Source organism: Streptomyces avermitilis MA-4680 = NBRC 14893 (genome assembly GCF_000009765.2).
GTDB classification, from domain to species: Bacteria; Actinomycetota; Actinomycetes; order Streptomycetales; family Streptomycetaceae; genus Streptomyces; species Streptomyces avermitilis.
The window spans coordinates 8,209,052-8,231,254 of sequence record NC_003155.5 but is presented as its reverse complement, the minus strand read 5'-3'; the positions used below and the strand labels follow the sequence as shown (position 1 = coordinate 8,231,254).

Genomic DNA, 22,203 nt, shown 5'->3' with positions numbered 1-22,203 from the left:
CACCATGGACCTCGGCGTGCGCTGGAAACTGCACGGCGACGGGCGGACGCCCGCGCCAGGAGCGGTAGTCCGCCCCGACGAACGGCTGTCCTGGCCCCGCACGGTCGGGCTCGGCGCCCAGCACGTGGTGGCCATGTTCGGGGCATCGTTCGTCGCACCCGTTCTGATGGGCCTGGACCCGAATCTCGCCATCATGATGTCCGGCGTCGCGACGGTCATCTTCCTGCTCGCCACCCGCGGCCGCGTCCCGAGCTACCTCGGCTGCTCGCTCTCCTTCGTGGGCGTCGCCGCGGTGATCCGCGCGCAGGGCGGTACCAGCGCGACGGTGACGGGCGCGGTCTTCGTGGTCGGCGTCGCGCTGTTTTTGGTGGGGCTCGCGGTGCAGCGGTTCGGGGCGCGGATCATCCATGCCGCGATGCCGCCGATCGTCACCGGCGCGGTCGTCATGCTGATCGGCTTCAACCTCGCGCCGGTGACCGCGTCCACGTACTGGCCGCAGGACCAGTGGACGGCGCTGCTGGTGATGGCGTTCACCGGTCTGGCCGTGGTGTGCCTGCGCGGATTCTGGTCACGGATCGCGATCTTCCTGGGGCTGGTCTTCGGGTACGGGATCTCGTGGGCCTCCGACCGGATCTTCGGCAAGATCCACTCGGTGGACGCGAGCGGCAAGCTCACCGACCACTGGCGACTCGATCTGTCCGGCGTCGGCAAGGCGGACTGGATCGGCCTGCCGTCCTTCCACGGCCCGTCCTTCCAGTGGTCGGCGATTCTCGTGGCGCTGCCGGTCGTGATCGCGCTGGTCGCCGAGAACGCGGGTCACGTCAAGGCCGTCGGCGAGATGACGGGTGATCCGCTGGACGACAAGCTGGGCACCGCGATCTCCGCGGACGGCGTCGCCTCGATGCTCTCCACGGCGGTCGGCGGCCCGCCCAACACCACGTACTCCGAGAACATCGGTGTGATGGCCGCGACCCGCGTCTACTCCACGGCCGCCTACTGGGCCGCCGCCGGTTTCGCGCTCCTCTTCGGCCTCTCCCCCAAGTTCGGCGCGGTCGTGGCGGCGATCCCGGGCGGCGTGCTCGGCGGCATCACCGTCATCCTGTACGGCATGATCGGGCTGCTCGGCGCCCAGATCTGGCTCAACGCCAGGGTCGACCTGCGCAACCCGCTGAACCTGGTGCCGGCCGCCGCGGGCATCATCATCGGCGTCGGCGGCGTCAGCCTGAAGTTCACGGACAACTTCTCGCTGAGCGGCATCGCGCTCGGCACGCTCGTCGTGATCATCGGGTACCACGGGCTGCGAGCGATGGCTCCGGCGCACCTCAAGACGCAGGAGCCGCTGCTGGATTCGGGCACCTCGTCGTACGACGAGGCCGAGGGCGACAAGGCCGGGGTCAGCGAGGCCGGGGACGACAAGGCCGAGGATCAGCGCGCCAGTTCATAGGCGTAGGCGGGCGAGAAGGTCCCGGGCGTGCCCTTGCACCCGTCGGACTCGCCCGGCAGCTTCACCCACAGGTAGGCGTCGATCCCGGCCTCCCCGGTCGTCAGGGTCGGCGCCCGGCCGATCTTCCGGCCCGCCGGATCGCACCACTCGCCGCCGGCCGGCGCGCCGTTGCCGTTGCGGCTGGTGTCGATGACGGCGCCCAGGCTCGCGGGGCCGCCGAGGCCGGCCAGCACCTGCCGGGCGTACGCGATCTCGTCGCTCGTACGGTGGAAGTTGGACACGTTCGTGAAGATGCCGTCGGAGGCGGCGGGCGAGGCGGCGCCCGCCTGGTCGAGCAGCGAGGCCTGTTTGGCGGCCGGATTCCACTCGGAGTGCCCGCCGTCGAAGTAGACCCGGACCCCGGGGTTCGCGGCCTTGAGGACCCGGCCCGCGCGAGCCAGCGAGGCGAAGCGGTCGGCCTGCCGCCCCTCGGACAGACAGTCGGACTGGGCGACCGAGTCGGGCTCCAGTATGACGATGACCTCGCCGGAGCCGAGCCCGGCGGCGAACTTGTCGATCCAGGCGTCGTAAGCGGCGAGATCGGGCGCGCCGCCCTGCGACGCCCCGCCGCAGTCGCGGTCCGGGATCGTGTACGGCACGACGACCGGGACCCGGTCCTGCGCGGCGGCGGCCGCCGTGACCGCCCTGACCCGGGCGGTGATGGTCGACGGAGCGAAGTCGGCGAACCAGACCGCGGCGGGCCGGTCGGCGATGCGGGACTCGATGACCGCGCGCCGGGCGTCGTCCGGATGCGCGCCGACCCAGTCGAGGACCTGGGATTCGGGGTGGCGATAGAGCTGGGCGGGGGCGGCCGCAGTGGTCGGCTCCCTCTTGCTCGGGGAGGACTTCGGGCCGGGCCCGGCCGACGGGGTGGCCGGACTCGGCCTCGCGGACGTCGTGGCGGGCGACGGGGACGGGACGGCGGGCAGCGGCCGGCGGCTGGGCGGGCCGGTCACTTGCGGGCGGGCCTGGTCGGGCGTACGGCCGTCGTCGAACGCCGACATCATCCCCGTCGCGGTGCCGACGGCGACCACGAACGAGGCCACCGCCACCATCGCGCTCCGCCGGACGGCGCGCCTGCGCTCGGCCCTGCGGGCGGCCAGCCGCTGGGCGCGTAAGCCTGACACGTCGTGCTCCCCCTCCCGCGACACCGGCGGGTTCCCCCGTTCTGGGGAAGCGTCCGGCCCGGCGGCACTCGCAAAAGCCTAGGGCTGGGACCCTGCCCTCATGGTGCGGTCGGAACAGTTCACGACTCCCGTCGACACGGTCGTCTCCCGCATGCGCGCGCTGTGCGAGGTCTTGCCGGAGCGCGACGGCGTAGCGGTCTTCAACCGTGTCTACCTCGCTGTCACCGAGGAGTTCGACCGGCGGCTGGACGCCGGGGGGTTCCCGGACCCGCAGGCCGCGATCACGCTGGACGTGCGGTTCGCCGAGCGCTATCTGACGGTGGCGGAGGACGGGCCCGGGCCCGCGTGCTGGCGGCCGCTGCTGCAGTTCCGGCGGCATCCGGGAGTACGGCCGTTGCAGTTCGCGCTCTCGGGCATCAATGCGCACATCGGGCACGATCTCGCGCTGGCGGTCGTGGACGCCTGCCGTACGCTCGGCTGCGAACCCGCCGATCTGGAAGACGAGTTCGAGCGTGTGGGTGATCTCCTCATCACGCTGGAGGAGCGGATCCGCGAAGATCTGATGCCGGGCCCCGACCTGCTCCAGATCGCCGACCCGCTCACGCATCTGCTGGGCTCCTGGAGCCTGGAGCGGGCCCGGGACGCCGCCTGGTCGGCGGCGCGGGCGCTGTGGGCGCTGCGCCGGCTGCCGGACCTGGCCGGGGAGTTCACCGAGCGCCTGGACGCGGCGGTCGGATGCGCGGGTCGCATGCTGCTGACCCCGCTGCCGGACTGATCCGGCCGACCGGATGGCTGATTGGCGTCGCCGTCCGCCCCAACACCTTTGTGAACGTTGTACGTTCGACAGAACCGCACCACATGTCGAAGGAGCAGTGGGCATGGCGACGAAGCTCGGACTCGGCCTTCCCCAGAACAAGCAGTACGACCTCGGTCGGGACGTGCCCGACGTGGCACGCACCGCCGAGGAGATCGGTTACGAGAGCCTCTGGGTGTACGAGCGGCTCCTCGTCCCCGACCCCGCCACCCAGGGTCTGTACGGCATCGAGGGCCTCCCCTGGCCGGACGGGTACCGCGGGGTGGCCGAGCCGCTCGTCACGCTCACGCTCGCCGCCGCGGCCACCGAGCGGGTCCGGCTGGGCAGCAGCGTGCTGGTCGCACCGCTGCACGTGCCGTTCCAGCTCGCCAAGGCCCTTGCCACGCTGGACGCGGCGAGCGGCGGCCGGGTGATCGCGGGCTTCGGCACGGGCTGGTCGCACGACGAGTACGCGGCCGCGTCGGTGCGCCCGTTCGAGGAGCGCGGCGCGGGACTGGACGAGCTGATCGGCGTGTGCCGCGCGGTCTGGGGCCCGGACCCGGTGTCGTACGACGGGCGGGTCACGAAGATCGCCCCGGCGGTCGTCGGCCCCAAGCCCGCCCGGCCGATCCCCATCCTCCTGGCGGCGGGCTCCGGGAAGGCCCAGCGCCGCCTGGTCGACCACGCCGACGGCTGGCTGCCGGTGGGCATGGGCGCCGAGGCGCTCGCCGCACAGTGGCGCGGGCTCCGGGAACTGGCCGCCGAACGCGGGCGCACGGAACCGATCCGGACGGTGCTGCGCACCAACGCCCAGTACCTGGCCAAGGGCCACGCCGGGGCCGGCCGGTCCCCCTTCGAGGGCAGCGCCGACCAGATCGTCGAGGACCTCGCCGCGCACGCCGAGGTCGGTCTCGACGAGATCCTCGTCGACCTTCAGTCCGGCACGCGGGACGCGCAGGAGCTCAAGGAGGTCGCCGCCGAGGTGTACGAGAAGGCGCGCGCGGCCGGGATCTGAGCCCCGCTACGAGGCTCAGTCCTCCGGGAGTTCCACGGGGGCGATCTCGTCGTAGACGTCACCGGGGCCCGGGTTGGTCGCGTCGGTCGTGCCGCCGAGCTGGTGCATGACGCCCCAGACCGCGTTCAGTGCGGTCTGGACGGCGCCCTCGGCCCAGCCGGCCGTCCAGGAGATGTCGTCGCCCGCGAGGAAGATGCCCCGCTTGTCCTCGGGCAGCCGGTCCTGCACGAAGTGCGTGAACAGGCGCCGCTGGTAGCGGTAGTGGCCCGGCAGGTTCGCCTTGAACGCGCCCATGAAGTAGGGCTCGTTCTCCCAGGAGACGGTCACCGGGTTGCCGATGATGTGCTTCCTGATGTCGACGTTCGGGTAGATCTCGCCGAGCGACTTCAGCATGACCTCCATCCGCTCGCTCGCGGACAGCGGCAGCCACTTCAGGCTGTCGTCGCACCAGGTGTACGAGAGGCAGATGACGGCGGGCTTGTCCGGGCCGTCGTCCAGGAGGTAGGTCCCGCGGGTCATGCAGTCGGTGAGCGTCATCGACATGACGTCCCGGCCCGTCTGCTCGTCCTTGTCCAGCCAGAACGGCCGGTCGACGGGCACGAAGAGCTTGCTCGACTCCATGTAGTGGGTCCGCTCGATCGCCGTCCAGTGGTCGATCGGGAAGAGCGAGTCGTCGCAGGCGATCTTCGAGAGCAGCATCCAGGACTGGGCGGTGAAGATCGCCGACCGGTACGTACGGATGTCGCCGTTGGCGTCGGTCACCGTGATCCGGTTGCCCGAGGTCCGGTTGAGGCGGGTCACGGCGGGGCGCGGCTCGCCGTTCACGTGGAGCGACTTCAGCGACGTGCCGTACGGCCAGTGAACGATCTTCTCCGGCTCGCGCTCCCACAGCCGCAGCGGCAGCTGCTGGGAGCCGCCGACGATGCCGCGGTGGTGGTCGTCGGCCTCGGTGTAGACGACGCGGAGGATTTCGAGGATGGAGTTCGGGAAGTCCGTGTCCCAGCCGCCCGTTCCGAAGCCGACCTGGCCGAAGATCTCGCGGTGCCGGAAGGACTTGAAGGACTCCGACTCGCAGAGGAAGCCGTAGAAGGTCTGGTTGTCGAGCTTCTCGACGAGCTTCGCCCAGATCTCGCGGATGCGCGGGACGTCGCGCTCACGCATCGCCCGGTTCATGTCGGAGAAGTCGGCGCCCTCTTCGAGACAGGCGTTCCAGGCGTTCATCACGTCGCGGTAGACCTGCGGCAGGTCGTCGACGGTGGTCGCGTAGTGCGACTCGCCCTTGAGGTCGACGACCGTCGAAGGCGTCGTCTCGGCGAGGGGGTTGGGGAACGGCCGGGTCTCCAGTCCCACCAGGTCGATGTAGTGCTGGAGGGCCGTGGAGGACGGCGGGAAGCGCATCGCGCCCATCTCGGCGCTCAGCGCGGGGTCGCAGCCGTCGAAGCCGACGGTCCGCAGCCGGCCGCCGATCTGGTCGGCCTCGTAGACGACGGGCTTGAGGCCCATCTTCATCAGCTCGTACGCGGCCACGATGCCGGACAGACCGCCGCCGATGACGGCGACCTCCGTGCCGTGCTCGGTCGCGGGTATCTGGCCGAGGCCCGCCGGGTGGGCGAGGAAGTCGTCGTACGCGTACGGGAAGTCCGGGCCGAACATGGTGATCGGCGGCTGCTGCGCGTCGGCGTGCTGGACGGCGTTGGGCACCGTGGACGTCATGGGGTACGGACTCCTTGCACGAAAGCTTCGGGGGGAAGGCTGGGGGTTCAGACGAGGGACCCGTAGAGGTCCGGGCGGCGGTCCTTCAGATACGGGTTCGCCTCGCGCGAGGCGGCGAGGGCGGCGGGGTCGGCGTCGGCGAAGACCAGTTCCTCGCCGTGTCCGGCCCGGGCGCGCGCCACTCCGTCGGGTCCGGCCAGCGTGGACAGTCCGACGAACTCGAACTCCCCTTCCTGGCCGACCCGGTTCACGTACGCCACGTACATCTGGTTCTCGAAGGCGCGCACCGGGATGACGGACTGGGCGACGAACTGGAACGGGTGCATCTGGGCCGTGGGCACCACGAGGAGGTCGGTGCCGGCCAGGGCGTGCGCGCGGACGTTCTCCGGGAACTCGACGTCGTAGCAGATCATGAGGCCGACGCGGAGGCCGTTCAGCTCCGTCTGCACCACCGGCTGGTCGCCCGGCGTGAAGTGGTCGCGCTCGAAGCAGCCGAAGAGGTGGGTCTTGCGGTAGTTGGCGAGCCGGGTGCCGTCGGCCGAGATCAGCTGGGCGGAGTTGAAGACCTGCTCGCCCGCGCGCTCGGGGTAGCCGTAGGCGATCGCGACACCGTGGCGGGAGGCGGTCTCGGCGACCGCGTCGGCGGAGTCTCCGTCGGCGGGCTCGGCGAGGCGCGGGACGTCGTCGCCGATCGCGTACCCGGTGAGGAACATCTCCGGCGCGACCACGAGCCCGGCACCGGCGGCCGCGGCACGGCCCGCGGCCTCGTCGAGGACCTTGAGGTTCTCGGCGATCGAGCCGGGGCGGCCGGAGCTCTGGAGCAGGGCTGTGCGCATGCGTGTTCTCCACCGGACGGAGGGGGTTTGGGGGCCAGATAGACCGTACGGTCGGCGGGCTCGGCCGGACAAGGAGGAGCCGTTGCGTGCCAGTGAACGAATCGTTGCGTAGGTCACCGGTCCGGCGGCGATTCGTTGCGCGTCCCGAGACGTGGGCCCCGCCCTCCGCGAGAGGCAGATCACAGCCGTGCCCCCACCGGACGGCAGGGGCATGGCGGCGGCCGCGGCACGATGGGGCGCGGGCGCGGCGGCGGAACCGTGTGGCAGGCCGCTTCACCTGCGGAAAGGACCGCCGTGGCGCGCCCCGCGCGTCGTACGGGGCTCGTCGTGGTCGGTGTCGCCGGGCTGTTCACCACCGGGGCGGCCGGATCCGCCGCGGTCCGAGACGACAGCGCGGCGCCGGGTGGACCCGGCTCGCCTTCCAGGCCCTGTCGTCACAGCTCGCGCAGCCTCTCCACGATCTCGCGCAGCAGCTCCGGGTCGACGGTGCCGCCCGGCACCATCCGCCGCGGCGCGTCGATGCGCAGCAGACCGGCCTCGGCGAGGTCGCCGAGCAGCACGCGTACGACGGTCAGGGGCAGGTCGGCGTCCGCGGCCAGCTCGACGACCGGCCGCGGCCCGCGGCGCACCAGGTCGAGCAGGGACGCGCGGGCGTGATCGACGCCTGGCCGCCCCTGATCCGTCTCCAGGGCTGTGACCTGGGACATCAGGTCGATGGTGTGCCGGTCGGAGGGCCGGGTCCGGCCCCGCGTCACGGTGTAGGGGCGCACCATCGGCCCGGTCTCGTCCTCGTACCAGTGGTCGTCGGTCACAGCCGGTTCAGGAACCGGCGCTGTGGACGGCCGACCGCACGGCGGCGTCCATGTGGCGCCCGACCCGGCGGACCAGCAGCGCCATCTCGTGGGCCAGCTGACCGACGTCCGTCTGCACCTCGCTCAGCACTGCCAGCCGGGAGCCGTCGCCCGCCGGGGTGATGAAGAGGTAGGCGTCGTCGAGCATCACCATGGTCTGCCGTACGTCGCCGGCGGCGAACCGCTCCCCCGCCGACCGGGCCAGGCTGTGGAAACCGGAGCAGACGGCGGCGAGGTGCTCGATGTCCCGGGCGCGCATGCCGTCCGAGGCACTGAGCGGGAGGCCGTCCGCGGTGAGGAGGACGGCCTGGCGGACATGGTCGGTTCTGGCCACGAGGTCCTCGAGCAGCCAGCCGAGGTCCGTGCCGGGCGGCTCGGAAGCGGGGGCGGGGGCGGCCGGCCCGGAAGCCCGGCCGGGCGGTTCGGGGGTCCGGTCACGGCGCTCGGGGGTCCGATCGCGGTGCTCGGAGGTTCGATCACGGTGCTCGGGGGCCTGCTCACGGTGCATCGTCGGGGTCCGTTCCTTCCTCGGTGTCGGTTCGCTCCTGGGGGCCGGCCTGCGCCGGGATCCCCTTACGGCCACGGTCGAGGCCGCGCTGGAAGGCCCCGAACACCGCGCGCACCTCCTCGGGGGTCACCGCACGTTCCGGCGTCTCGTCGGCGGCCGGGCCTTCGGTGCGCAGGCCGGGGGCGAGCGAGGACTGACGTGTGCGGGTGGGCAGGGCGGGCGCGCCCGGGTCCGGGCCGGTGTCCGCCGTACGGCGCCGCAGCCACTCTCGGTCGCGCTCCACGCTCACCTCACGAGGACGGTCCAGCGCCTGCTCACGAGGACGGTCCAGCGCCTGCTCAGGGGGACGCTGCGACGCCGGCTCACGAGGACGCTCCGACGCCGGCTCGCGAGGACCGTCCGACGCCTGCTCGCGGGCGGCCGGCGCGGTGCCGCTCCGCGAGGCCGGCTCCCGCCGCGCGGCGCGAGGCTCCGCGTCCGCCGCCGCGGGCTCCACGGTCGCGAGCACCGCCTCCGGCAGCAGCACGACGGCGGTCGTGCCGCCGTACGGCGACCGGCACAGCGTGACCTCGATGCCGTGCCGCGCGGCGAGTCGCCCCACCACGTAGAACCCGAGCCGGTCGTGCTGGGTGGGGTCGAAGTCGTCGGGCCCGGTGAGGGTGCGGTGGGCCTCTTCGATCTGGTCGGGTCCGAGGCCGAGGCCCCGGTCGTCGATCTCCAGGACGAAGCCGCCCTGCGCCCGGCCGCAGCGCATGGTGACCCGGGTGTGGGGCGGCGAGAACACGGTGGCGTTCTCGGCGAGTTCGGCGATCAGATGGACGACGTCCGCGACGGCGTCCGCCGCGACGCCCACCTCCGGCATCGGCGGAACCACCACGCGGGCGTAGTCCTCGATCTCGCCCACCGCGGAGGCCACGACGTCCGCGACGGGCACGGGCCGCCGCCATCTGCGGCCGGGCGCCGCGCCGGAGAGGATGATCAGGCTCTCCGCGTGGCGCCGCATCCGGGTGGTCAGATGGTCGATCCGGAACAGCTCTTCCAGGACGTCCGGGTCGTCCGTACGCCGCTCCAGCGTGTCGACGAGCTTCAGCTGACGGTGCACGAGCGCCTGGTTGCGGCGGGCGATGTTGAGGAGCACCGCGAAGAGCCCGCGCCGCAGGCCGGCCTGCTTGACGGCGGCCTCGACGGCCGCGAGGCGTGCGGTGTTGAAGGAGCGGCCGACCTGGCCGATCTCGTCGGGCCGCAGCTCCCCATCGGCGAGCGGCGGCGCCTCGGCCACCGCGTCCACGTCCTCGCCCGCGCTCAACCGCGTCATCACGTCGGGCAGTTGGTGGTTGGTCAGCAGATCGGCGGCGTCCCGCAGCAGCTCCAGCCGGCGCGAGATGCGCCGGGCGCCGCGCACCGCGAACCACAGGGACAGGCCCACGGCGGCCAGCCCGAGGACCCCGACGACCGCGGCCTTGGCCAGCTCCCGGTAGGCGAACGCCCGTCCCCGGTCGGCGGAGTTGACGGCCGACCGCGTACACAGCCGCATGTAGCGCTTGACGGCACGGTCGGTGGTAGTGCGCCAGGAGTCGGCCGCCACGGCCTCGCCCGCCCGGTCCGCCCCCGCCCGCAGCAGGGCGTCCTCGCCCCTCGTCAACGCGCGGTGGACGGCGCCGCGCTGGAACTCCTCGAACAGCGCCCGCGAGTCGGAAGGAAGGTCCGGCACATACGTCCGCTCGAAGACCCGGCGGTCCTCGATCGTCGCGGTGAGCGCGTCGTACTGGCGGTCGGTGAGCGTTCCGGCGGCCCGCGCCCCGGCGACGAGCGCGTCCTCGCGCGACACGAACTCCCGCACCCGCACCAGCTCGATGACGACCTGCGCCTCGCGTGCCAGCTGCCCGGCCTGGAGCGCGGTGAGGGTGGACTGGACGTCGAAGCCCGGCTCCACCAGGCCGCTGTACTCGGCCACCGCGCGGTCCCAGGTGATGTCCCGGGACAGCACGCGATCGCGCAGCTTCTCCAGCCGGCCGGTGGAGTCGAGCATGGCGTCGAGGGCATGCCGCTGCCGGTCGGAGAGCCGGCCCCGGTCCCCGTCCCGGACCGCGTCGCGCAGGGCGGTCAGGGCCAGGTCGGTGCGGTGCTGCTGTTCCATCAGGTCGGGGGCCCGCGCCGTACGGTGGTCGGCGCCCAGGTACCCGGCCGAGAGCCGCCGTTCGATCTGGATCTGCCCGATCGCCGTGTCGACGGGTGTGCCGAAGTCCTCGTACACACCCTGGACCCGGACGAGCGCGCGCAGTTCGCCGGTGACGGACACCATGGCGAAGCTCCACAGCGCCATCAGGGCGATCACCGGCGCGAGCGCCAGCGCCACGATCCGCGCACGGACCGTGGTGGGACGGCCGATGGGCCAGCGCATGGTCTCCCCAGGACGGCGGAACGGTCGGGTGGCCGGGCGTTGGTCGGTCCCCCCGGCGTTGCCCACCGGCGTTACCCACCGGTGTTACCCGCCGGTAGCGAGCGCTCAACCTACGGGATGGCCCGCCCGGACCGCAATGGTTGCCTGGGGTAACACCGGCTCGGTCGGCATGGCTGCGCACGGCGCAGGTGGTGATGACCGCCGCGTGGTCCGAGGGCCGGTCGTCGCCGGCGATGTCCGGCCAGGGGCGTCCTCGACGCGGTGGCGGCAAGTGCGCGGGACGCCGGACCGCTCGGCGTGCGCCGCACCAGCCCGCCGCTGCGCGTCCGCCGGGTCACCACGGCACGCGAAGGGCGCCCGGCGGAGCGGTCGGACGACCACTACCGCTCGGACGCCGTGAGCTTCGGCGCGCACCACTCGACGGGGAACAACGCGCTGGCCCGCAAGCCCGCGGGCTAGGTGGGCGACCCCGAGGAGAACCGTCGCAGCAGGGGAGAGAGCACCAGCACGGACTTCGTACGCTCCACGAACGACTCCCCGGCGATCCGCTCCAGGACTCGCTCGAAGTGGCGCATGTCGGAGGCGAAGACCTGGACGACCGCGTCCGCCTCACCGGTGACGGTGGAGGCGGCCACGACCTCCTGGTAGCGCTCCAGACCCCGCTGGATGGTCTCCGGCGAGGTGTTGCGGCGGCAGTAGATCTCGACGAACCCCTCGGTCTCCCAGCCGAGCGCCGCCGGGTCCACCCGTACGGTGAATCCGGTGATGGCGCCGGTCGCGCGCAGCCGGTCCACGCGCCGCTTCACGGCGGGCGCGGACAGACCGACCTCCTGGCCGATGTCGGCATAGGAGCGGCGGGCATCCTCGGCGAGGGCGTGCACGATGCGTTCGTCGAGATCGTTCAGCAAGGTGGGTGGTTCACTTCTGTGCGGATACTGCGGTGTCTGCCGTGGCCAGCCGGGAACGGCGGTGGCCGTAACTGAAGTAGAACACGAGCCCGACGGCCATCCAGACTCCGAAGACCACCCAGGTGACGGCCGAGAGACTGCCCATCATCCAGACGCAGAGCGCGAAGCCGATCGCCGGCAGCACCGGGGACAGCGGCACCCGGAAGGTGCGCCGCATGTCCGGGCGGGTCCGGCGCAGCACCACGACCGCGATGTTGACCAGCCCGAAGGCGAAGAGGGTGCCGATGCTGGTGGCGTCGGCGAGCTGCCCGAGCGGGATCGCGGCGGCGAGGACACCACAGAAGAGCGACACGATGACGGTGTTGGCGCGGGGCGCCCCCGTCTTGGGGTGGACGCGCGCGAACACCTTGGGCACGAGGCCGTCCCGGGCCATCGCGAAGAGGATGCGGGTCTGTCCGTAGAGCACGGTCAGGACGACACTGGCGATGGCGATGACGGCACAGGCGGCGAGCAGGGTGCCCCAGAAGGTCTGTCCGGTGACGTCCTTCATGATCCCGGCGAGCGCGGCCTCGGAGTCGTTGAACCCCTTCCAGGGCTTGGCACCCACGGCGACGGCGGCGACGAGCACGTACAGCGCGGTCACGATGACGAGCGAGAGCATGATCGCGCGCGGCAGGTCGCGCTGCGCGTTCTTCGCCTCCTCGCCGGCCGTGGAGGCCGCGTCGAAGCCGATGTACGAGAAGAAGAGCGTGGCCCCGGCGGCGCTGACGCCCGCCATGCCCAGCGGCATGAAGTTCTCGTAGTTGCCGGACTTGAAGCCCTGGATGCCGATCGCGCAGAACATCAGCAGCGCGGCGATCTTCACGATCACCATGATCGTGTTGGCGCGCGCGGACTCCTTCGCGCCGCCCAGCAGGAACGCCATCGCGAGCAGGACGACGATCAGCGCGGGCAGATTGAAGATGCCGCCGTCGCCGGGCGGCGCGGAGAGCGCGTCCGGGATGGTGACGCCGATGGTGCCGTCGAGGAGTTCGTTGAGGTACTCGCCCCAGCCGACCGCGACGGCGGCGACCGAGACGCCGTACTCCAGGACGAGACACCAGCCGCAGATCCAGGCGATCAGCTCACCCATCGTTGCGTACGCATACGAGTACGAGGACCCGGAGACCGGGATGGTGCCCGCGAGCTCGGCGTAGGAGAGGGCCGAGAAGAGCGCGGTGAGACCGGCGATCACGAAGGACAGGGTCACGGCGGGGCCCGCCTTCGGCACCGCCTCGCCGAGCACCACGAAGATTCCGGTGCCGAGGGTGGCACCGATGCTGATCATGGTCAGCTGCCAGAGGCCGAGGGAGCGGCGCAAAGTGCCACCCTCGCCCTGGCCGCCCTCGGCGACCAGGTTTTCCACCGGCTTACGGCGCATCAGGCGGGCGCCGAGGCCCGGGGCCGAGGGATGACTGCGGGACTGCGGGGGTGCGCCTTGGTCGAGCACGCATCGGCTCCTTCATCGCTGCCGGTCAGGGCGGCGGGGACCGGCGGCACCCCCTGGCAACGGGGACCCACCGAGCGGGGTCCTCGCCACGCCACGTACAGCGCTTGACCCTACGAGGCCGGGCTTCACGGGCGTAATGCAGCAACCTTGCGCATCTCCGCAAGATCGTTGCGTTCATCGCAGCCAGGCGCGTGTTCGTTGCGCAAGCCCTTTCGATGGTTGCGCAACGGCCCCGCGGTGCCGTCTCGCGGTCAGCGCGGCAGCTCCTTGACCAGGAAGGTGCACGGGTCGGCGCACTCGTGGGTCGTCCCGTCCCCGCCCTCGTACGACCAGCGGTCGACGTACCCGGTCAGGGGCCGGTACCCGAGCCGCGCGTACAGCTCGGCCGCGCGCGGATTGTCCGTACCCACCCCCAGACCGATGACGTCGAGGCCGCGCTCCCGGGTCAGCTCCTCAGCCGCGCGGATCAAGGCGCTCCCGATGCCGCGCGAACGCAGTTCCCCGGGCCAGACGCCCAGCCCGTTGATCTCGGGACACCCGGGGCGGGCGGCCCGCACCTCGGCAGCGGCGCAGCCGGTCCAGCGCACCTCCGCGTGCCCGACGGGCCGGTCGTCGAGCCAGGCGACGAGGTAGGTGCTCTCTCCCGCCTCCTGGCAGGCAAAACGGCGGGCGTGGGAGGACGTGACGCCGGCGGAGCCGATGTACTGGTCGAGGAGCGCGACATCGGCGGCCCTGCACATGGCGATCTTCATCCGGCCAACGCTAGGCCCTGGCGGCGGCGGTACGCCGACGGCCCCCGCGGGCGTACCACGGGGGCCGTTCGAAGGGGCGTCGCGGGTCAGCTCCAGCTGGCGTGCAGCGGCTTGCCCTCGGCGTAGCCGGCCGCGCTCTGGATGCCGACCACGGCCTTCTCGGTGAACTCCTCCAGGGAGTTGGCGCCGGCGTAGGTGCACGAGGAGCGGACGCCCGCGATGATCGAGTCGATCAGGTCCTCGACGCCCGGGCGGCCCGGGTCGAGGAACATGCGCGAGGTGGAGATGCCCTCCTCGAACAGGCCCTTGCGGGCGCGGTCGTACGCCGACTCCTCCGACGTGCGATTGCGCACCGCACGCGCCGACGCCATGCCGAACGACTCCTTGTACAGGCGCCCGTCGGCATCCTGCTGAAGGTCGCCCGGCGACTCGTACGTGCCTGCGAACCAGGAGCCGATCATCACGTTGGACGCGCCGGCGGCGAGCGCCATCGCGACGTCGCGCGGGTGACGGACACCGCCGTCGGCCCACACGTGCTTGCCGTACTTCTTCGCCTCGGCGGCGCACTCCATGACGGCCGAGAACTGCGGCCGGCCCACACCCGTCATCATGCGGGTGGTGCACATGGCGCCGGGGCCGACCCCGACCTTGATGATGTCCGCGCCCGCCTCGACCAGGTCCTTCACACCATCGGCGGCGACGATGTTGCCTGCGGCGATCGGCACCTGGGGGTCGAGCGCGCGCACGGTCCTGATCGCGCTGATCATCGACTCCTGGTGGCCGTGCGCCGTGTCGATGACGAGCGTGTCGACACCCGCGTCGAGCAGCTGCTTGGCCTTGCCCGCGACATCGCCGTTGATACCGACCGCGGCGGCGATGCGCAGCCTGCCGTCGGCGTCGGTGGCGGGCGTGTACAGCGTGGCGCGCAGGGCGCCCTTGCGGGTCAGGATGCCCGCCAGCCTGCCGTCGCGGTCGACGGCGGGCGCGTAGCGGCGGTTGGCGCCGTCGAGCTTGTTGAAGGCCTCGCGCGGTTCGATGTCCGCGTCGAGCAGCAGCAGATCCCTCGACATGACCTCGGACAGCTGAGTGAAGCGGTCGACGCCGGTCAGGTCGGTGTCGGTGACCACACCGACCGGGCGGCCGTCCTCGTCCACTACGACACCCGCGTTGTGCGCCCGCTTCGGCAGCAGGGCCAGCGCGTCCGCGACGGTCTGGTGCGGGACGAGCACGATCGGCGTGTCCAGGACCAGATGACGCCCCTTGACCCAGGAGACGACCTCGGTGACGACCTCGATCGGGATGTCCTGCGGAATGACGACGAGGCCGCCGCGGCGGGCCACGGTCTCGGCCATGCGGCGGCCGGCGATCGCGGTCATGTTGGCGACGACCAGCGGGATGGTGGTGCCCGTGCCGTCCGGGGAGGTGAGGTCCACGCCCTGCCGGGAGCCGACCGCGGAGCGGCTCGGCACCATGAAGACGTCGTCGTACGTCAGGTCGTACGGGGGCTTGATGTCGTTGAGGAAACGCACGTGCTGCACATCCCAGTCGATCAGAGGTGGCCCCCGGACAGGTCAGCCAGGGGGAAGAGCACGTACTTCATTCTCCCATGACACCGGGTGTGCGGGGCCCGGACAGATCATCCAGGCTGGTCAGAGGTGCCTTGGGAGGATCCTCCGAGAGCCAGTACGACATGGAGTTCGGTGCCGGTGCCACGCCCGCGGTCACTGGCCTCGCCGAACACTTCCTGGGCGATACCCCAGTCGTGCGGCGCCGCCAGCGCGTACTCCTGCCATCCGGTGATGACGAGCAGCCGTCCCCGGGCGGGCGGTGCCCACGACAGGTCGGCGAGGCAGTCGGCGAGGGCGTCCCAGTTGCGCCCGAACCAGTCGGGCAGGCCGAGGGCGAGGGCGACACGGTCCATGAAGGCGGGCTTGGTGGTGACCCCGCCGAGGTCCAGCTCGATAGGGGTCCAGCCGCAGGCGCGCAGTACGTCGGCGAGCGTGCCGTCGGTCATCTCAGCACCGCCCTGAACGATTTGTAGTGATCATCGGTGTAGTAGATCTCGTCGCTCTGCCCCGTGACAATGCGCCGGGCCCCGCGATCGCGCGAGCCGGGCGTCTTCACCGTGTACTCGTGGTAGTAACCCCGCTGGTGCCGGGGCAGCAGCCGCTCGAAGTTCCCGAAGACCGCGCCGTCCATGGCGTACGGGAAGGGGCCGCCCCGGTCGATGCGGGCGAGGGTCTGCCGGGCCTCGGCGGGGAGCTGGGACTCCTTGACCGTGGCCATGCCGGCGGCCCATGAAGGACGCGCGGACGAGGCGGGCGCCTTGGTCGGCCCGGTCGGCGAACAGCCGGTGAGCAGAACGGCCAGACAGACGAACAGCCCCGCGAGCACACGGGGGACGGACCGCAGCAGCATGCCGCCGATGCTGTCACAGCCGTCCCTCCGCGGGCGCGCGGTCAGGGGCCGTCCGGGTCCGCCCGGTTGAGTGCGGGCCTGGGCGTGGGACCCGCCGCCATCAGGTAGTCCGCCGCCGATGTGTCCGTGACCAGGCTGGTGACCAGACCGGACCGCAGCACCGCGTCGATCGCCGCCGCCTTGCGCTGTCCGCCCGCGATCGCGACGACCTCGGGGACACGGCGCAGCTGGTCCGCCTTGACGGTGATGCACCGCTCCCCCAGGTCCCGCCCGACCCGGCGGCCGTCGGCGTCGAAGAGGTGCGCGGACATCTCGGCGGCGACCCCGAGGGACGCGTAGTGGGCGCGCTCCTCGTCGCTGAGCATGTCGTGCACCGTCGAGATGCCGGGCTCCCAGGAGCCGATGGAGACACAGGCGACCGTGACCTTGTCGAAGTACTCGAAGGCCCGCGCGATCCCCGTCTGGTTGCGCAGTGCCGCGGTGGTGGCCACGTCCGGCAGCAGCATCGGCGCGTAGATGGGGTGGGCGTCCCCGCCGGACACCTGCGCGGCACGTCGCACCGCTTCCACCGAGCCGCGCTCGGCGGTCCCGGCGTCGTACACGCCCGTCAGCTGCACCACCGTGCAGGGTGGCAGCCGGTCGAGGGCCGCCGCCATGTGGATGGTGGACCGGCCCCAGGCCAGACCCAGCACATCGCCCTCGGTGACCAGCTCGCCGAGCAGGTCAGCGGCCACCTCACCGAGGTTCTCCGGGTCGGGCGACTCCTCGGCCTCGGCCGGGGACTCGACCACAACGGCGTGCCTGAGGCCGTAGCGGGCGCGCAGCGCGTCGGAGCGCTCCGCGTCCAGCTCGGCGGGCACGCGGATCTCGATACGCACGAGATCCCGTTCGAGAGCGGTCTCCAGGACCCTTGCCACCTTGAAGCGGCTGACGCCGAACTCCTCGGCGATCTGGATCTTGGACTTGCCCTCGAGGTAGAAGCGGCGGGCCATGGCCGCCGCCTGCACCAGCTCAGCGGGTCCCATCCGCATCGCTGACCGGCCCGCCGACATACCAGACACGGCCATCTCCTCACTGCTGTTCACACTCTGGATTCGCCGTTCATCCTCGCAGATCCCGCGTACTTGATCAGCCCGGACGGTCGTCGTTCAGGTTCCGTTGGTTCAGTGGTCGCACGCCCAGGAGGCGAGGGCCGTCGCCCCCTCGGCTTGGGTGCGCAATGCACGTACCGCGTCTGCGGGGTCCGCCGCCCCGTACACCGCCGACCCCGCGACGAAGACGTCCGCGCCCGCCTCCGCACACCGCTCGATGGTGGAAGCCGAGACTCCGCCGTCGACCTGGAGCCAGAGTTCGAGCCCGTGCTTGCTGATCAGCTCACGGGTGCGGCGGATCTTCGGAAGCATGATGTCAAGAAACGCCTGGCCACCGAAGCCCGGCTCGACCGTCATGATCAGCAGCATGTCGAGCTCGGGCAGCAGGTCCTCGTACGGCTCGATGGGCGTCGCGGGCTTGAGCGCCATGGAGGCACGGGCCCCCTTGGCCCGGATCTCGCGGGCGAGCCGCACCGGCGCGGCGGCCGCCTCGGCGTGGAAGGTGACGGAACCGGCACCCGCTTCCACGTACTGCGGCGCCCACCGATCGGCGTCCTCGATCATCAGATGGCAGTCCAGCGGAGTGTCCGTCGCCCGCGCCAGCGCCTCTACGATCGGCACGCCGAGCGTGAGGTTCGGTACGAAATGGTTGTCCATCACGTCGACATGGAGCCAGTCGGCGCCTTCGACCGCCTTGGCCTCCTCGGCGAGACGGGCGAAATCGGCGGACAGGATGCTGGGGTTGATCTGCACGGCCATGCCCCAAGCCTGCCATGCCCCGGGCCGGTTGCTCTCCCCGGTCCAAAGCCGGTCCCGTCATGCGGATGTCGCGCCGGGGCCCCGCGTGCCATGCTGGCCGGGCCACCGGCTCCACAAGCGGCCACGGGGGGCGCCATGACGGTCGGAGAAGGGCGCCGTGCGCGCCGGGGACTCAGCGGATCCGTGCTGCCCCGGGGACTCGTCGGATGCGTGTGCGGACGGCGCGGCAAGTGGCTGATCGTCGCGCTGTGGCTGGTGCTGCTGGTGGTCGCGGCACCGCTCGCGTCGAAGCTCACCGGCGCCCAGGACAACGACGCGGCGTCCTGGCTGCCGGGCTCGGCCGAGTCCACCCAAGTCCTGGTCACGTCCGGCACGTTCAGGCCGGAGCAGATCCCCGCGGTCGTCGTGTACGCGCGCGAGGGCGGGCTGACCGCGCAGGACAAGCGGCGGATCGCCCGGGACGCCGACCGGATCAAGGGACTCACGGCGCACGGGGTACGCGGCGACGAGAGCCGCGGGCCCGCCTACGACACCCCGTCGGCGCCCGAGGCCGCCCAGATCCACGTGCCCATCACCATGGACGAGAAGGGCTGGCAGGAGCTCGCCCCGGCCGTCGACTCCCTCCGCGACCAGGTGGGCGGGGGCGGCGGCGGGCTCGCCGTGCACATCACGGGGCCCGGGGGCACCTCGGCGGACTTCTCCAAGGCCTTCGAGGGCATCGACTCGACGCTGCTGCTCTCCGCGATGGGCGTCGTGATCGTGATGCTGCTGGTCACCTACCGCAGCATCACCCTGATCTTCGTCCCGCTGACCGGTGTGGTCGCCGCGCTGTTCACCGCCCAGGCGCTGATCTATCTCCTCGCCGAACACACGGGTCTGACCGTCAACGGGCAGAGCGCGGGCATCCTCACCGTGCTCGTCTTCGGCGCGGGCACGGACTACGCGCTGCTGCTGGTCGCCCGCTACCGGGAGGGGCTGCGCCGCCACGAGGACCGCCACGAGGCGATGGCACTCGCCCTGAACCGGGCGGGCCCGGCCGTGCTCGCTTCCGGCGCGACCGTCGTCCTGAGCATGCTGGTGCTGCTCGCCGCCGAGATGAACTCGACGCGCGGCCTGGGTCCGGTGGCCGCCATCGGGGTGGCGATCGCGCTGCTGGCGATGCTGACGCTCTTCCCCGCCCTGCTGTTGGTCTTCGGCCGCTGGATCTTCTGGCCCGCGATCCCGCACTTCGGCGCGGCCGACCCCACGGAACGGGGCCTGTGGGCGCGCATGGGCCGCCGTATCGCCCACCGTCCGCGCCTCGTGTGGAGCGGCACGGCGCTCGTCCTCGCGGCGCTCTCCCTGGGCCTGCTCCAGCTCCGCGCGAGCGGCATCGGCAACGCGGACGCCTTCACCGGCAGGCCCGACTCCATCGTCGGCCAGGAGGTGTCGGCGCGGTACTTCCCGGCGGGCACCGGCGATCCGCTGGTCGTCGTCGCGGATCAGGCGCGGGGCGACCAGGTACGGAAGGCGGTCGCGGGGACGAAGGGCGTGGTGGCGGACAGCGTCACCGTGCCGCCGGGGACGAAACCGTCGTCCGGGGGCAAGGTGCTGTTCGAGGCGACCCTCACCGACCCGTCCGACAGCGACGCCGCGAAACGGACCGTGGAGCGGGTGCGCGACGCCGTGCACGCCGTGCCCGACGCCCGGGCGCGGGTGGGCGGCGGCAGCGCGGCGCTGCTCGACATGGACGCGGCGACGACGCACGACAACCTGGTGGTCATCCCGGCGGTCCTGGTGGTCGTCCTGCTGATCCTGGGGTTGCTGCTGCGTGCCCTGGTGGCACCGCTGCTGCTGATCGGGACGGTCGTGCTGTCCTTCGCGGCGGCGCTGGGCGCGAGCGCGCTCGCCTTCCGGCACCTCTTCGACTACGCCGGCGAGCAGACGGACTTCCCGCTGTTCGTCTTCGTGTTCCTGGTGGCCCTCGGCATCGACTACAACATCTTCCTGACCACCCGCATCCGCGAGGAGGCGGCCCGCCGGGGCACCCGGCCCGGCGTCGTGACGGGCCTCGCCGCGACCGGCGCGGTGATCACCTCGGCGGGGCTGGTGCTGGCCGGCACGTTCGCCGCTCTCGGCACACTCCCGATGGTCGCCTTCGCGGAGATCGGCTTCGCGGTGGCGCTGGGCGTGCTCCTGGACACGTTCGTCGTGCGGTCGGTGCTGGTCACGGCGCTGTTCCTGGACGGGGGCCCCAAGGTGTGGTGGCCGCACCGGTTGTCGCACGAGGACGGCGGCGACGCCGGCGCCGCCGCCACCGTGGCGGCGCCCGACGCGGAGGTCAGGCAGTCCGGCGGATGAGCGCCAGATACATGGCGTCGGTGCCGTGCAGGTGCGGCCAGAGCTGTACGTCGGGGCCCTCGCCCAGCGCCGGTACGCCCGGCAGCAGCGGGCGGGCGTCGATCAGCTCGGCCGCGACCGTGTGGTGCTTGAGGACGTCGTCGACGACCGCGCGGGTCTCGGCGAGGTGCGGCGAGCAGGTGGCATAGCCGACGACACCGCCGACCCGCACGGAGTCGAGGGCGGTGCGCAGCAGGCCGCGCTGCAGCGGCGCGAAGCCGTCCAGGTCCTCGGGCCGCCGCCGCCAGCGGGCCTCGGGCCGACGGCGCAGGGCGCCGAGCCCCGTGCAGGGCACGTCCATCAGCACCCGGTCGAAGGTGCCGGGCCGCCACGGCGGACGGATGCCGTCGGCCGCGATCACCTGATACGGCCCCGGGTTCCCGGCGAGGGCCTTCGCCACCAGCCCGGCCCGGTGCGGCTGCTTCTCGGAGGCGAGCAGCACGGCACCGCGCTCGGCGGCGAGACCGGCGAGCATGGCCGCCTTGCCGCCGGGCCCGGCGCAGCCGTCCAGCCAGGCCTGGTCGGGCCCGTCGAGGGGGGCGTTGGCGAGCGCCAGCGCGACGAGTTGGCTGCCCTCGTCCTGTACGCCGGCACGGCCTTCCCGCACGGCGTCGATGGCACCGGGCTCGCCGCCCTCCGTGAGGCGGACGGCGTAGGGCGACCAGCGGCCCGGCAGCGCGGACTCCTCGCCGAGTACGCCGAGGAGTTCACCGGCGGTGGAGCGCCCCGGGCGGGCGACGAGGGTCACCTCGGGCCGCTCGTTGTCGGCCTCCAGCAGGTCCTCGATCCCGGCGCGCCCGCCGCCCAGCGCGTCCCACAGCGCGGAGACGACCCACCGCGGATGCGAGTGCACGACGGCGAGATGGTCCTCGGCGTCGTCGTCGTACGGCGGCGCGATCTGCTCCAGCCAGCCGTCGAGGTCGTGCTGGGCGACCTTGCGCAGTACGGCGTTGACGAACTTGGCGCGCCCGTCGCCGAGCACCACGCGGGCGAGCTCGACGGAGGCGGACACCGCGGCGTGGGTGGGAATCCGGGTGCCGAGCAGCTGATGCACACCGAGGCTCAGTACATCGAGCACCGGCGGATCGACCTCGCGCAGCGGCCGGTCGACACAGGCCGCGATCACCGCGTCGTACGTCCCCTGCCGGCGCAGCGTCCCGTACACCAGCTCGGTCGCGAGCGCCGCGTCCCGCCCGTCGAAGTCGCCCTTCTGGCGCGCCTTCCGCAGCAGCGGCGGCAGGACGAGGTTCGCGTACGCGTCCCGCTCGTCCACCGCCCTCAGCGCCTCGAAGGCGAGGAAGCGGACGGGGTCCTTCTGGGGACGACGGTGGGGCTTGCCCGGCTTACGGGGCTGACGGGACTGCTCGCTCACGAAAAAGGTGCTCCGGATCTGGGGAGAAGTGCGCCTTTCAGCCTACGTCGTGGGGGCTACGGGGCGCAGCCGCCCCGGGCGACGATCCGTCCGCGGACGCGGGGCCCACCTGGACGGTCACACGTCCGTGAGCCACGGGGCCCAGCTGGACGGTCACGTCTGCGCAGGCACACGCCATACGTCCGTGAGCGCGCCGCCCAGCTCGGCGGTCACGTCTTCGCAGGCACACGACCCGGGCTCGGCGGCCTACATCCGCGGGCACACGACCCGGCTCAGCGGTCATACGTCCGTGAGCGCGCCGCCCAACT

19 protein-coding genes and 1 pseudogene are annotated in these 22,203 nt (G+C 72.2%); 5 read left to right on the top strand and 15 right to left on the bottom strand.

Features of this window, described 5'->3' with window-relative positions:
* Positions 1-4 precede the first annotated feature (4 nt).
* Positions 5-1,444 (top strand): uracil-xanthine permease family protein, encoded by a 1,440-nt coding sequence (locus SAVERM_RS35440; protein WP_010988295.1) that lies wholly within the window; start codon positions 5-7, stop codon positions 1,442-1,444.
* Here the strand turns inward: SAVERM_RS35440 and SAVERM_RS35435 are convergent.
* Positions 1,426-2,538, bottom strand: coding sequence for a glycoside hydrolase family 6 protein (locus SAVERM_RS35435; RefSeq protein ID WP_010988294.1), 1,113 nt, complete (start codon positions 2,536-2,538; stop codon positions 1,426-1,428). The genes SAVERM_RS35440 and SAVERM_RS35435 overlap by 19 nt on opposite strands.
* A 172-nt stretch (positions 2,539-2,710) precedes the next feature.
* Here SAVERM_RS35435 and SAVERM_RS35430 point away from each other — a divergent pair, with 172 nt between their 5' ends.
* Positions 2,711-3,385: a DUF5995 family protein gene (locus SAVERM_RS35430; RefSeq protein WP_010988293.1), complete on the top strand. Its 675-nt coding sequence runs from the start codon at positions 2,711-2,713 to the stop codon at positions 3,383-3,385.
* 103 nt (positions 3,386-3,488) lie between these two features.
* Positions 3,489-4,418 carry an LLM class F420-dependent oxidoreductase gene (locus tag SAVERM_RS35425; RefSeq protein WP_010988292.1) on the top strand — a complete coding sequence of 310 codons (930 nt, stop codon included), beginning with the start codon at positions 3,489-3,491 and terminating at the stop codon, positions 4,416-4,418.
* A gap of 15 nt (positions 4,419-4,433) precedes the next feature.
* Here SAVERM_RS35425 and SAVERM_RS35420 read toward each other — a convergent pair whose 3' ends face one another.
* The 5 genes from SAVERM_RS35420 to SAVERM_RS35400 form a co-directional block, all read right to left on the bottom strand.
* Complete coding sequence (locus tag SAVERM_RS35420) at positions 4,434-6,131, bottom strand: flavin monoamine oxidase family protein (RefSeq protein WP_010988291.1); 1,698 nt, start codon at positions 6,129-6,131, stop codon at positions 4,434-4,436.
* 47 nt (positions 6,132-6,178) lie between these two features.
* Positions 6,179-6,967, bottom strand: a complete 789-nt coding sequence (locus tag SAVERM_RS35415; protein ID WP_010988290.1) for a carbon-nitrogen hydrolase family protein — start codon at positions 6,965-6,967, stop codon at positions 6,179-6,181.
* A gap of 434 nt (positions 6,968-7,401) precedes the next feature.
* Positions 7,402-7,779, bottom strand: coding sequence for a DUF742 domain-containing protein (locus SAVERM_RS35410; RefSeq protein WP_010988289.1), 378 nt, complete (start codon positions 7,777-7,779; stop codon positions 7,402-7,404).
* Positions 7,780-7,786: 7 nt separating this feature from the next.
* Complete coding sequence (locus SAVERM_RS35405; protein ID WP_010988288.1) at positions 7,787-8,326, bottom strand: roadblock/LC7 domain-containing protein; 540 nt, start codon at positions 8,324-8,326, stop codon at positions 7,787-7,789.
* Entirely contained in the window at positions 8,316-10,727 is a 2,412-nt protein-coding gene (locus tag SAVERM_RS35400) for a sensor histidine kinase (protein WP_037646587.1), read from the bottom strand. Before SAVERM_RS35400 ends, SAVERM_RS35405 begins: the two co-directional genes overlap by 11 nt.
* A gap of 249 nt (positions 10,728-10,976) precedes the next feature.
* Between SAVERM_RS35400 and SAVERM_RS40675 the strand changes: the two are divergent.
* Positions 10,977-11,186: pseudogene (locus SAVERM_RS40675) on the top strand (UTRA domain-containing protein); the annotation flags it as partial.
* On the opposite strand, the gene SAVERM_RS35395 reads toward SAVERM_RS40675, so the two are convergent.
* The 8 genes from SAVERM_RS35395 to rpe form a co-directional block, all read right to left on the bottom strand.
* Entirely contained in the window at positions 11,183-11,635 is a 453-nt protein-coding gene (locus tag SAVERM_RS35395) for an Lrp/AsnC family transcriptional regulator (RefSeq protein ID WP_010988285.1), read from the bottom strand. The pseudogene SAVERM_RS40675 and the gene SAVERM_RS35395 sit on opposite strands and share 4 nt — an antisense overlap.
* A gap of 10 nt (positions 11,636-11,645) precedes the next feature.
* A complete protein-coding gene (locus SAVERM_RS35390; RefSeq protein ID WP_010988284.1) occupies positions 11,646-13,124 on the bottom strand; it encodes an amino acid permease in 1,479 nt (492 codons plus the stop codon).
* 251 nt (positions 13,125-13,375) lie between these two features.
* A complete protein-coding gene (locus tag SAVERM_RS35385; protein WP_010988283.1) occupies positions 13,376-13,876 on the bottom strand; it encodes a GNAT family N-acetyltransferase in 501 nt (166 codons plus the stop codon).
* Positions 13,877-13,962: 86 nt separating this feature from the next.
* Positions 13,963-15,405: a GuaB1 family IMP dehydrogenase-related protein gene (locus SAVERM_RS35380; RefSeq protein ID WP_042494618.1), complete on the bottom strand. Its 1,443-nt coding sequence runs from the start codon at positions 15,403-15,405 to the stop codon at positions 13,963-13,965.
* Between the two features lie 107 nt (positions 15,406-15,512).
* Entirely contained in the window at positions 15,513-15,890 is a 378-nt protein-coding gene (locus tag SAVERM_RS35375; protein ID WP_010988281.1) for a barstar family protein, read from the bottom strand.
* On the bottom strand, positions 15,887-16,294 hold the full coding sequence (locus SAVERM_RS35370) for a guanyl-specific ribonuclease (protein ID WP_010988280.1): 408 nt from the start codon (positions 16,292-16,294) through the stop codon (positions 15,887-15,889). The genes SAVERM_RS35375 and SAVERM_RS35370 overlap by 4 nt, the downstream gene beginning before the upstream one ends.
* A 41-nt stretch (positions 16,295-16,335) precedes the next feature.
* Entirely contained in the window at positions 16,336-17,379 is a 1,044-nt protein-coding gene (locus SAVERM_RS35365; protein ID WP_010988279.1) for a sugar-binding transcriptional regulator, read from the bottom strand.
* A gap of 78 nt (positions 17,380-17,457) precedes the next feature.
* Positions 17,458-18,144 carry a ribulose-phosphate 3-epimerase gene (rpe, locus tag SAVERM_RS35360; RefSeq protein WP_010988278.1) on the bottom strand — a complete coding sequence of 229 codons (687 nt, stop codon included), beginning with the start codon at positions 18,142-18,144 and terminating at the stop codon, positions 17,458-17,460.
* A 135-nt stretch (positions 18,145-18,279) separates the two neighbouring features.
* Between rpe and SAVERM_RS35355 the strand changes: the two genes are divergently transcribed.
* Positions 18,280-20,484 (top strand): MMPL family transporter, encoded by a 2,205-nt coding sequence (locus SAVERM_RS35355; protein ID WP_042493930.1) that lies wholly within the window; start codon positions 18,280-18,282, stop codon positions 20,482-20,484.
* Here SAVERM_RS35355 and SAVERM_RS35350 read toward each other — a convergent pair.
* Complete coding sequence (locus tag SAVERM_RS35350; protein WP_010988276.1) at positions 20,465-21,895, bottom strand: RsmB/NOP family class I SAM-dependent RNA methyltransferase; 1,431 nt, start codon at positions 21,893-21,895, stop codon at positions 20,465-20,467. The genes SAVERM_RS35355 and SAVERM_RS35350 overlap by 20 nt on opposite strands.
* Positions 21,896-22,203: the final 308 nt, after the last annotated feature.

Coding starts and splice junctions, on each gene's coding strand:
- SAVERM_RS35435 (WP_010988294.1), bottom strand. CDS start 2,538: ATGGTGGCGGTGGCCTCGTTCGTGGTCGCCGTCGGCACCGCGACGGGG.
- SAVERM_RS35425 (WP_010988292.1), top strand. CDS start 3,489: ATGGCGACGAAGCTCGGACTCGGCCTTCCCCAGAACAAGCAGTACGAC.
- SAVERM_RS35415 (WP_010988290.1), bottom strand. CDS start 6,967: ATGCGCACAGCCCTGCTCCAGAGCTCCGGCCGCCCCGGCTCGATCGCC.
- SAVERM_RS35400 (WP_037646587.1), bottom strand. CDS start 10,727: ATGCGCTGGCCCATCGGCCGTCCCACCACGGTCCGTGCGCGGATCGTG.
- SAVERM_RS35375 (WP_010988281.1), bottom strand. CDS start 15,890: ATGACCGACGGCACGCTCGCCGACGTACTGCGCGCCTGCGGCTGGACC.
- SAVERM_RS35385 (WP_010988283.1), bottom strand. CDS start 13,876: ATGAAGATCGCCATGTGCAGGGCCGCCGATGTCGCGCTCCTCGACCAG.
- SAVERM_RS35430 (WP_010988293.1), top strand. CDS start 2,711: ATGGTGCGGTCGGAACAGTTCACGACTCCCGTCGACACGGTCGTCTCC.
- SAVERM_RS35370 (WP_010988280.1), bottom strand. CDS start 16,294: ATGCTGCTGCGGTCCGTCCCCCGTGTGCTCGCGGGGCTGTTCGTCTGT.
- SAVERM_RS35405 (WP_010988288.1), bottom strand. CDS start 8,326: ATGCACCGTGAGCAGGCCCCCGAGCACCGTGATCGAACCTCCGAGCAC.
- rpe (WP_010988278.1), bottom strand. CDS start 18,144: ATGGCCGTGCAGATCAACCCCAGCATCCTGTCCGCCGATTTCGCCCGT.
- SAVERM_RS35355 (WP_042493930.1), top strand. CDS start 18,280: ATGACGGTCGGAGAAGGGCGCCGTGCGCGCCGGGGACTCAGCGGATCC.
- SAVERM_RS35420 (WP_010988291.1), bottom strand. CDS start 6,131: ATGACGTCCACGGTGCCCAACGCCGTCCAGCACGCCGACGCGCAGCAG.
- SAVERM_RS35440 (WP_010988295.1), top strand. CDS start 5: ATGGACCTCGGCGTGCGCTGGAAACTGCACGGCGACGGGCGGACGCCC.